The 10,455-nt window shown below is 71.0% G+C and carries 8 protein-coding genes, 1 pseudogene and 1 riboswitch; of the genes and pseudogenes, 4 read left to right on the top strand and 5 right to left on the bottom strand.

Annotated elements, in window-relative coordinates:
- Positions 1-839: pseudogene (locus GX015_RS02260) on the bottom strand (glycine dehydrogenase (aminomethyl-transferring)); the annotation flags it as partial.
- Positions 840-1,093: 254 nt separating this feature from the next.
- Positions 1,094-1,188: riboswitch (glycine riboswitch) on the bottom strand.
- A gap of 113 nt (positions 1,189-1,301) precedes the next feature.
- Positions 1,302-2,537, bottom strand: a complete 1,236-nt coding sequence (locus GX015_RS02255) for a glycosyltransferase 87 family protein (RefSeq protein WP_291342470.1) — start codon at positions 2,535-2,537, stop codon at positions 1,302-1,304.
- Between the two features lie 126 nt (positions 2,538-2,663).
- Between GX015_RS02255 and GX015_RS02250 the strand changes: the two genes are divergently transcribed.
- Positions 2,664-3,572, top strand: coding sequence for a YggS family pyridoxal phosphate enzyme (locus GX015_RS02250; protein WP_291342469.1), 909 nt, complete (start codon positions 2,664-2,666; stop codon positions 3,570-3,572).
- Between the two features lie 170 nt (positions 3,573-3,742).
- On the top strand, positions 3,743-4,132 hold the full coding sequence (locus tag GX015_RS02245; RefSeq protein ID WP_291342468.1) for a Rieske (2Fe-2S) protein: 390 nt from the start codon (positions 3,743-3,745) through the stop codon (positions 4,130-4,132).
- On the opposite strand, the gene GX015_RS02240 is transcribed toward GX015_RS02245, so the two are convergent.
- Positions 4,129-5,466 (bottom strand): MFS transporter, encoded by a 1,338-nt coding sequence (locus GX015_RS02240; RefSeq protein WP_291342466.1) that lies wholly within the window; start codon positions 5,464-5,466, stop codon positions 4,129-4,131. The two genes, GX015_RS02245 and GX015_RS02240, sit on opposite strands and share 4 nt — an antisense overlap.
- A 99-nt stretch (positions 5,467-5,565) precedes the next feature.
- Between GX015_RS02240 and GX015_RS02235 the strand changes: the two genes are divergently transcribed.
- The gene (locus GX015_RS02235) at positions 5,566-6,477 is read left to right on the top strand and encodes a LysR family transcriptional regulator (protein WP_291342465.1); all 912 of its coding nucleotides are present in this window, start codon (positions 5,566-5,568) and stop codon (positions 6,475-6,477) included.
- 752 nt (positions 6,478-7,229) lie between these two features.
- Here GX015_RS02235 and ygiD read toward each other — a convergent pair.
- Positions 7,230-8,090, bottom strand: a complete 861-nt coding sequence (gene ygiD, locus GX015_RS02230; RefSeq protein WP_102212805.1) for a 4,5-DOPA dioxygenase extradiol — start codon at positions 8,088-8,090, stop codon at positions 7,230-7,232.
- A 140-nt stretch (positions 8,091-8,230) separates the two neighbouring features.
- A complete protein-coding gene (locus tag GX015_RS02225; RefSeq protein ID WP_291342461.1) occupies positions 8,231-9,472 on the bottom strand; it encodes a cystathionine gamma-synthase in 1,242 nt (413 codons plus the stop codon).
- Between the two features lie 196 nt (positions 9,473-9,668).
- Between GX015_RS02225 and GX015_RS02220 the strand changes: the two genes are divergently transcribed.
- A partial coding sequence (locus tag GX015_RS02220; RefSeq protein WP_291342459.1) for a saccharopine dehydrogenase NADP-binding domain-containing protein occupies positions 9,669-10,455 on the top strand: 787 nt, incomplete at its 3' end.

Genomic DNA, 10,455 nt, shown 5'->3' with positions numbered 1-10,455 from the left:
ATGAGCACCTGCGCCAGCAGATCGCACGCCACGGTGACCAGGCCGCCGGCCTCCTTCGCCGAGGCGATGGACGCGGCCAGATCACGGACCTCGCCGGTGGTGCCCGGGTTGGACAGCACGACGCCGACCAGCGGCACGGCGGTCTCGCTCGCGCCGCCTCCGCCGCCGCCCTCCGCACCGTCGCCGCCCGCGCCGCCATGCACGCCGGACGCCTCGGCAAGCGCCGCGGCGACGTCGTCGCCGATGTCGGCGATGCGCACGTCGATGCCGGCGGCCTCCGCGCGGGCCAGCGTCACGGTCAGGCTCTGGCGGTGCAGCGCGGAATCCAGCAGGACCACGCCGCCCTTCTTCGCCGCCTTGGCGTTGCCGCGCGCCATCATCTGGACGGCCTCGGCGACGGCGGTGGCTTCGTCGAGAAGCGACGCGCCCGCCACGGGAAGCCCGGTCAGGTCGGACACGGCGGTCTGGAAGTTGAGCAGCGCCTCGAGCCGGCCCTGCGAAATCTCCGGCTGGTACGGCGTGTAGGCCGTGTACCAGCCGGGATTCTCCACGACGTTGCGGCGGATGACCGCCGGAGTGATGGTGTCGTGGTACCCGGCGCCGATGAGCTGCTTCTTCACCGTGTTCTTCGCCGCGAACCCGCGCAGGGCGGCGAGCGCCCCGGCTTCGTCGAGGGCGTCGGGAAGCTGGGTGGGCTCGGTCTGGGCGATGTCCGCGGGCAACGCGGCGGTGGCCAGCGCGGCCGGGGAGTCGTAGCCGAGGAAATCGAGGATCTCGGCGGTGCCGGCGGGATCGGGGCCGATGTGGCGGTGGACGAAGGCGTCGTGCGGGGTGGCCATGCGATGGTCTTTCCGTGACGGGGGCGGGGGTCGGATCGCCCCGATCCCCGCCGCCCCGCGATCGTGGTCGAGGGCGCGCCGGATCACCGGGGCCCTCCCCGCTCTGTCGATGTGCCCGAGAGCTTTGTCCGGCACGCGCTGCAGTGCGTTGCATCGCGCTGAATTGCGGTGCTGCGTTGCAGTTCGAGCGCTGCCGGGTTTCTCCTGCGGCGGTCGCGGCGCAGACGAGTGCGCGCGACTCTTTCCAGAGGTGCCTCGCTGTGACGGTGCTGGCGCCTGAGAGTGTCCCGGGGAGGAATTGCCCCTACGGCGGCCGGGCGTTCGCTCCGGCCTCTCCCGCCTCAGCTGCTGGCGGCTATGCGGTTGTGGTGCGCGCCGGCCCGGGGGCCGCCGCCTGTGGTGCCCTCTCGACATTACCCACGTCACACCGCCTGGCCGGGGGTTTCGGGTGTGAAATCCGCGTTAAACGTTCGGTTGGCGGTCGGTTTGCTTTGCGACGGGGCCGTCGTCAAGCCCCAACAGCGCATCCTCGGGATCCGCCGCACGCAAGGCGCAGACGATGAGCGCGACGAACGCGAGCCCGCCGAAGATGCCCTGCAGATTGCCCCAGACCCACTCGGCCGGATTGAGGGCGAAGCCCCAGGGATTGCCGGGGAACGTGTCGTAGGGCGCCAGGAAGTGCGCGACGTAGAAGCCGATGGCCAGGAGGATCTGCCACGGGCGGCGCAGCGTGAAGATCAGCGGCAGGAAGATCATGGTGATCGACCAGTGGTGGCTGACCGTGTACGGGCCGACGAAGCACACGGCCAGCGCCACGACAGCCAGCGACGCGACGCGCAGGCCGCGCTGCTCGAAGCGGAACGCGGCGACGCCGGCGAGGATCGCGCCGAGGACGAAACAGGCCATGACGATGATGTTCAGCGCCGGGTCCTCGAGCGTCGCGCGCGCCAAGAGGCCGGACAGCGCCTGGTTGGCCTCGTAGGTGGGGGCGCCGCCGCGGTTGCCCTCGAAGAACTCGTCGGTCCAGAAGTAGATGGACTCCTGGAATCGCAGCGCGAAGCCGATGGCGACGGTGACCAGGAACCACAGGAAGCTGGTGAGCACCGCCCGGTAGTCCTTGCGCACCAGGAAGATCAGGGCGTAGGCGGCCGGGGTGATCTTGATGCCCGCGGCGACGCCGATGCCCAGGCCGCGCAGCTTTTTGGGCAGGAACCCGAGGACGTCGGCGACGACGAGGACCGCCAGGAAGACGTTGATCTGGCCGAAGTTGATGTTCTCCGACAACGGGTCCATGAGCAGCGCCGGGCCCAGCAGCAGCGCCGCGACCAGCGCGGGTGCGGGGAGGCGCAGGCGCTTGGAGACCATCCACAGCATCGCCCACACCGCCGCGATGGTGGCGGCGGTCCAGATGATCTGCAGCGTCACCGGCCCCGCCCACGTCATGGGGTAGAACAGCAGCGCCGCGAACGGCGGATAGATGAATCGGTAGCCCGAGCGGGTGGGGAAGTCCTCCGAATACAGGTCCTGGCCGCGGCGCAGGGCCCATCCGGCGTCCTGGAAGACCTCGACGTCCATCATGTAATACGTTGCGGCGCGGTACATGTGAAAGCCGACGACGGCGATGGCGAAGATGGCGCCGACGACGGCAAGGAGACGGCGCGACCGTTCGGGCAGCGCGATCAATCGATCCTGGAGCATGAATCGAACGTACCGCACCGCCCGGATCCCGCCCTGGTGGCCGCGGCGGTGGCGGGACGGTGGCCGCCCGCTCCGGTCGGCGATGACCCGGAGGGAGCGGATCGGCGCGGCGGTAACCTCGGGGTCATGGAGCACAACGAGCACGCTTCTCCCGCCAGTCCCGCGGAAGTCACCGCCCGCCATGACGCGATCCGGACGCGCATCGACGACGCCGCCCGAGCCGCCGGCCGCGATCCGTCGGAGATCCGACTGCTGCCCGTGAGCAAGACGGTCCCCGCCGAAGCCGTGCTCGCCGATTGGCCCGCGCTGCGCGAGGCCGGGTGCCTGACGCTCGCCGAGAACCGCGTGCAGGAGGCGTCGGCCAAGGCCGAGTTCTTCGCCAATGCCGCCAAGAGTGCCGAGGCCGGCGCCGCTGGAGCCGGAGCCGCCGGTTCTTCCTCCGCCATCGCCGCCATCACTCCCCTGCCGCGCTGGGCGGTGATCGGTCCGCTGCAGACGAACAAGGCCGGTCAGCTCGCCGCCTTCGCCGACGAGTTTCAGGCGCTCGACCGCCCAAAGGTCGCCGCCGCACTCCAGCGCCGCCTGGCCGACGCCGCTGTGCCCGCCGCCGCGCCCGTCTCCACCTCGTACTCCTCCGCCGAACACTCCCCCGGCGTCACGGGCCGCACCCTCGACGTGCTCATCCAGGTCAACACGTCCCACGAGCCCCAGAAGGCGGGCATCGCGCCGGAGGACGTCGAGGCGTTCGTCGCCGACTTCGGCCCCGACGGCCCGTATCCGAATCTGCGCCTGCGCGGCTTCATGACCATGGCCATGATCGCCGACCCCTCCTCCCCCGACGGCGACGAAGACGTGCGCCGCTGCTTCGCCACCCTGCGCGAACTGCGGGACCGTCTCGCCCCCGACGCCCCCGACGGCGTCACGCTGGACGAGCTGTCGATGGGCATGTCCGGCGACTTCGAGCTCGCCATCGCCGAAGGCGCCACCACCGTCCGCGTCGGCCGCGCCATCTTCGGCGAACGCCCGAAGCCGTAGCGCCACCGATCCCCGCCACCGACGCCCTCCACCGATCCCCTATCCCCTCGGCCGGCCGCCGCCCGCCGGCATCCGCGCCGCTGCCAAACCCGGTCGCACCAGGGGTTGCGGCCGCCCGGGTTGACGACGGGCCGTCGTAAAGCAATGCCCCGCCCGGTACCCTGAAAAGCATGAACGACAAGGCAGCCCCCAAGTTCACCTGCTCCCGCCGAGGCTTCCTGCTCGGCACCGCCACCACCGCCGCCGGCGCCCTGCTCGCCGCGTGCGCGCCCGGATCCGACGTCGAGCGCGTCGCCGCGGCGGACATCCCCGTCGGCGGCGGCACCGTCGTCGGCGACTACGTGGTCACCCAGCCCGAAGAAGGCGTGTTCAAGGCGTTCTCCGCCCGCTGCCCCCACCAGGGCGGCACCATCAACGCCGTGCGCGACGGCGTCATGATCTGCCCCGACCACAACTCGCACTTCGACATCGAAACCGGCGACGTCGTGTCCGGCCCGTCGCGCCAGCCCGCCGGGCCCGCGAAGATGGCGGCCGAGGACGGCGAGCTGGTCATCGGCTAAACCGCTTTACCGCTCGCCCCGCTCGACCCGCTGGCCCCGCGCCGCCGGATGCCGCTCGTGCCCACCAGCGCGGCGGCGCCCGCGAGGACGAACAGGCCCACCAGCCAGCCGACGAGCAGCCCCCAGCCACCCCAGTCCAGCACGTGGCCGGAGACCCACCCGACCACCGAGGACCCCAGGTAGTAGCTGAACAGGTACATCGAGCTGGCCTCCGCACGGTCGGCGGTGGCGATGAGCCCCACCGACGACGACGCCAGCGAGTGCGCCACGAAGAACCCGCCCGTGAACAGCGCGACGCCCACAAGCAGCGTGATCAGCCACGGGGTCGCGGTCAGCGCCAGGCCCGCGATGCCGGCGACGATGGCGGCGAGCATTGCTTCACGACGCCCCATGCTCCGCGCGTAGGAGCCCGCACGCGCCGAAGACCACGTGCCCGTGAGATAGAGCAGGAAGACCATCCCGGCGACTGCGGCCGAGAGCCCGAAAGTGTCCCCCAGCCGGAAGCCGACGTAGTTGTACAGCGACACGAAGGCGCCCATCGACAGGAACGCCAGCGCGTAGAGGCCCACCAGCCGCGGGTTGCCCAGGTGGCCGACGATCGCCCGGATTTCGCCGCCCAGCGTCAGCTTCTTCGGCGTGAACCGGCGCTGGCGCGGCAGCAACCACACCGTGGCCAGGGCGAAGGCGAGGGCGACGAGGGCGGACACGACCGTCGCCACGCGCCAGCCACCGAACTCCAGCACCACCGACGGGATGATGCGGCCCAGCAGCCCGCCGACCGTCGTGCCCGCCACGTACAGGCCCATGATGCGCGGCACGTGGTGGGGGTCGACCTCCTCGGACACGTACGTCATCGCCACCGCCGGGACCCCCGCGATGACCAGGCCCTGGATCAGGCGCAGGCCGATCAGCGCCGAGGCGTTCGGGGCGAAGGCGAGGGTGAGGCCGAGGACCGTGGCCAGCACCGCGCCGATGAGGATCAGCGGGCGGCGGCCGAACCGCTCCGACAGCACCGACATCGGGATGATCGCGCAGGCCAGGCCGCCGGTGGTCGCCGAGACGGTGAGCGCCGCGGTCGCCGGGCTGATGTGGAAGTCCTCCGTGAGCACCGGCAGCAGCGCCTGCGTGGCGTACAGCGCCTGGAACGACGCGATGCCCGCGAAGAGCACCGCGATCAGCGCGCGGCGAAAGCCCGGGTCGCCGGGCGTGAGGCCCTCCGGCGCGGGCGCAGGAGATGCGGGCGAGGCCGGTGCGGACCCGGTGGCATCGTTCGCGGGAGACGCCGGGTTCGCCGACGAGTCCCCGGACGAGTCCGATCGGTGCGCGTTGCTCATGCCCGCCATCGTGCGCCGCCGCCTTCGATACGTCCAATGCATTGACCGGAGCCGTCCATTGCTCCTACCGCATAGCACCACCTGAGATACCGTATTTTAATGCTCCCCACCGACCTCGACTGGTTTTTGGATCTCGCGCGCACCCGCCACATGGGCGACTCCGCCGCGAATCTGGGTATCCCGCAGCCGACTCTGTCGCGGCGGTTGGCGCGGCTCGAGGCGGCGCTCGGCGCGAAGCTTTTCGACCGCGACGGCCGCGGCCTGGAGCTGAACACCCGTGGCCGCGCTTTCGCCGACGCCGCCACCGCCGCGACGGAAGCCCTGCGCGCCGGCGCCGCCGAAGTCGCCCGCCTGGTCGACCCCGCCCATGGCCCCGTGCGCCTGGACTTCATGCATTCGCTGGGCACGTGGATGGTGCCGGAGATCCTCCGCGCCGCCCGCACCACCAGGCCCGATTCGGCGATTTCCCTGCACCAGGGCGCGGCCCGCCTGCTCGTCGACCGGGTCCTCGCCGATGAGGCCGATCTCGCGCTCGTCGGCCCGCAGCCCCCGGAGTCCCTCGCCGGCGGCCCGCTCGCGTGGACGCCCCTGGCCCGCCAGCGCCTGGCCATCGGCCTGCCCGCCGATCATCGCCTCGCGGGTTCGACCGCGCCGCTGCGCTTGCGGTCGGTCGCGGAGGATCCGTTCATCGCGATGTTGCCCGGTTACGGCACGCGGTTGTTGCTGGATTCACTTGCCGACGCCGCCGGGTTCCGACCCCGCCTCGTCTTCGAATCGATGGAGTTGACCACCGTCGCGGGCCTGGTCAGCGCCGGTTTGGGAGTGGCGCTGCTGCCCATCGACGACCCGTTCCTCTCGGTGACGGGGATCGTGTTGCGCCCGATTGCGCCGGCCGCCCATCGCGAGCTGGGGATGATCCGCCGCCGCGCCGCCGACCCCACCCCTCCCGTCGCCGCACTGCACGACGACATCCTCGCCCTCGCCGGCTCCGGCCGCTGGGGCCGGCAGTAACTCGCCGCCCACCCCGCCCCGCTCGCCCCGGTTCGCCTGCTTCGTCTCACCCCACGCCGCTCCGACCGCCGCTTCGCCCCCACGTCCGCCAAGCCCCCGGATGAACGGCACTAACTGCAGACGCTTCGGCGTTTTCATGCAACGAAATCGCCGAAGCGTCTGCAGTTAGTGCCATTTACCCCTCCGAGGGGCCGCCACACCCGTTCAAAGGCGACGGCGCTCCCGCCAGTTAACCGCACCACCCCATCGACTCGCCCGATGCCGAGTGCCCGGTGGCGTCGGGGCGATGGCGGGACCGTGTCGAGGTGGTGTCGGGGCGTGCCGGATTCGTGTCGGGGTGGTGTCGGCAGCAGGCTTCGACCGTCCGAATTCAACTCCGCGCCGTACGCGCAGATTTTCTCCGGCACGTACGGCGGCGAATTGAATTTTCAGTGGGCCAGTCCTTCAACACCACGCCGCACGCGCCCAGCTTCGACACCGCCCGCGGCGTCGTGTTGAACCCGTGGGGTCACCCCCATCGATAGTGCCGTTCGACGGCGCTGTGACCAGCGGAAACCCGAACACGCTCCAGGATGCCCACAGAGCGTTCGGGGCGCACGACGGTAGCCGCGAACGACTACGACGCCGCTACTGGGCTCACAGCGCACATGGCGCGAAAAGGCAGATCCCCGCTCCCAGCGAATGCCACTCATAAAGATTGATCGACGGCGAACGCCGAACGCAGCGGTGCGGCGGCAGCGGCGGCTCGCGCCCTACTCGTACAGGTAGCCGGTCATCGACAACGAACCCATGGCGCGGCCCTCATCGATGACGCGCACGCCTGCGCCCGCGCCAACACCAGCACCCGCAGCATCACCCACGCCGGCACCACCAGCGCCTTCACCCACGCCATCACCCGCGGCGCCGGCGATGTACGCCAGCGGCAGGAAGTGGTCGGGCGTCGGCACGGCCAGGCGCCAGTCGCGGTGCCCGCGCAGCTCGCCGATGGTCGACGGGTCGCCGAGCATGATCTCGCGGGCGGCCTCGTCGAAGCGGTCGGCCCAGTCGTAGCCGCCGCCTGGGTTCGCCCAGTCGACGGCGCGGAGGTTGTGCACCACGTTGCCGGAGCCGAGCACCAGCACGCCCTCGTCGCGCAGCGCGGCCAGCTTCCGCCCCAGTTCCAGGTGGTAGTCGAGGGGCTTTTCGGCGTTGATGGACAGCTGCACCACGGGCACGTCGGCGGCGGGCATGAGGTGGGCGAGCACCGACCACGTCCCGTGGTCCAGGCCCCACGAGTCCCGGTCCTGCCCCACCCAGTCCGGCGCGAGCACGTCGCCGATGCGTTCGGCCAGCTCGGGCGAGCCGGGCGCCTGGTATTCGACGTCGAACAGCTCCTGCGGGAAGCCGTAGAAGTCGTGGATGGTCCGCGGGTCCGGCATGGCGGTGACGGCGGTGGCGTTGCCGTACCAGTGGGCGGACACGGCGACGATGGCCTCCGGCTTGTTGCGCGCCAGCTCCCGGCCGAGTTCCGCCCAGGCGCGGGAGTGCCGGTTGTCCTCGATGGCGTTCATCGGCGACCCGTGGCCCAGGAACAGGGCGGGCTGGCGGGAGGGAACGGCCGCATTTGTTGTCATATCACTTACTTTACGACGGCCCGCGCCCGAACACCAGACCCGCGCACCGAAGCGATGCGCGGGTCGAGAATCGGGGACGCCGGGCGGGGAGCCGGTGGGCGTCGTCAAGCAAAAGGGGCGGAACGAATCCGGGCCTGGACCTAAAGCTGGTCGAGGGCCTGCGCGAGATCCGCGATGAGGTCGTCGGCGTCCTCGATGCCCACCGACAGGCGGACCAGATCGGCGGGGATCTCCAACTGCGTGCCCTCCGTGGACTGGTGGGTCATGCCCGCCGGGACCTCGATGAGCGACTCGACGCCGCCGAGGGACTCCGCCAGCAGGAACTCGCGGGTCGACTCGCACAGCTTCGCCGCCGCCTCCGCGCCACCGGCCAGGCGCGCCGAGACCATGCCGCCGAAGCGCTTCATCTGAGACTTCGCCACCTCATGGTTCGGGTGCGACTCCAGGCCCGGGTACAGGACCTGCGAGATCTCCGGGCGCGACTCCAGGAACGCGGCGACCTTCTCGGCGTTGTCGCAGTGGCGGTCCATGCGCAGGCCCAGCGTCTTCAGGCCGCGGGCGGTGAGGAACGCGTCGAATGCGCTCGGCGTGGCGCCGATGCCGCCGCGCAGGAAGTCCAGCTCCTCGTCCAGCGCCGCATCGTTGGTGACCACCGCGCCGCCGATGACGTCCGAGTGGCCGCCGATGTACTTCGTCGTCGAATGCAGCACCGCATCCGCGCCGAGCTCCAGCGGGCGCTGCAGGTACGGCGAGGCGAACGTGTTGTCCACGATGAGCTTGGCGTCCGCGCCCAGCTCGGCGTTGGCCTCCTTCACCGCCGCCGCGATGCCGGCGATGTCTCCGACGGTGAGCAGCGGATTGGTCGGCGTCTCGATCCACACGACCTTCGTGTTCGGGCGGATCGCCGCGCGCACCGACTCGATGCTGCCGAGGTCGGCCACCGAGTACTCCACGCCCCAGTCGCCGAACATCGTGTCGACCAGGCGGTACGTCCCGCCGTAGGCGTCGTTCGGGATCACGATGTGCGCGCCCGGGCGCAGGAACGCCCGCAGCAGGATGTCCGTCGCCGCCATGCCCGACGCGAACGCGCGGCCGAAGCGGGCGCCCTCCAGCTCCGCGATGGCGCCTTCCAGCGCGGCGGACGTCGGGTTGGCCACGCGCGTGTACTCGAACCCGCCGCGCAGGACGTTGATGCCGTCCTGGGCGAAGGTCGAGCTGGCGTAAATGGGCACGTTCACCGGGCCGTACAGCGAATCCGGGTGGTAACCGGCGCGCACCGCGGCGGTGTCGAAACGGCGCTCCGGGTGCGCGACATCGTGCGTCGAGTCGTAGTCGGCGCCGTCCTTGGGGGCGTGGGACTGGTCGGCGTCGGCCTGGGTCATTGCGATCTTCTCCGTGCTCGTGAGGGTGGGGCGACGCATCGGGGCGCCGCCGGACACCGGGTGGAAACACCCTTGGTCCCGGTTCGCGCACGACCGTGCGCAATCGAATGCACGCCATTATGCCCTTAGACCAAGCTGTCTACAAAAGAACGCCGAAAAGCGCGCGGAAAGTGCGCAGCATCGTTAGCGTGGTGACATGACACGGGACGACAACACTTCTGACCCCACCGGCCGCCCCCACGACATCGTGGTGTTCGGCGCCACCGGGTTCGTCGGCAAGCTCGTCGCAAAGCATCTCGCCGCGCACGCGCCCGCCGGGACCTCCATCGCCCTGGCCGGCCGCGACCGCGACAAGCTCGCGGCGCTGCGCGACGAACTCGCCGGGGCCCCCGCCACCGACGGCCGCACCGGCACCACCGCCGCCGACTGGCCACTGCTCGTCGCCGACGCATCCTCCGACGACGACATGCGCGAGCTCGCCGAATCCGCCCGCGTGGTGCTCACGCTCGTCGGGCCCTACGCCCGCTACGGCCACGCGCTGGCCCACGCCTGCGCCGCCGCCGGCACCGACTACGTCGACCTGACCGGCGAGGTGCTCTTCGCCCACGATTCCATCGCCGCCAACCACGAGTTGGCGCGGTTCACCGGCGCGCGCATCGTCCACTCGTGCGGCTTCGATTCCATCCCCTCCGACATCGGGGTCAAGGTGCTTCACGACGCCGCCGCCCAAGCCGGCGACGGAAACCTCGGGGAGACGACGCTCGTGGTGACCCACATGCGCGGCGGCGTGTCCGGGGGCACGGTCGATTCGATGCGCCAGCAGCTCAAGGACGTCAAGGCCGACAAGGCCCGCGCCCGCATCGCGGGGTCGGCGTATTCGCTGAACCCCGGGATGGCCGGGCCGGGGCCGTCGCGGCAGGATGACGTGCCCATCGTGCCGCGCGAAGAGGTCTACGCCGGCGAGACCGGGGCGTTCGCGCCGT

Origin of the sequence: Corynebacterium sp. (assembly GCF_012837295.1) — a bacterium.
GTDB lineage: Bacteria > Actinomycetota > Actinomycetes > Mycobacteriales > Mycobacteriaceae > Corynebacterium.
Note: the sequence above shows the minus strand (reverse complement) of the source record. Positions and strands in the feature narration are given on the sequence as shown.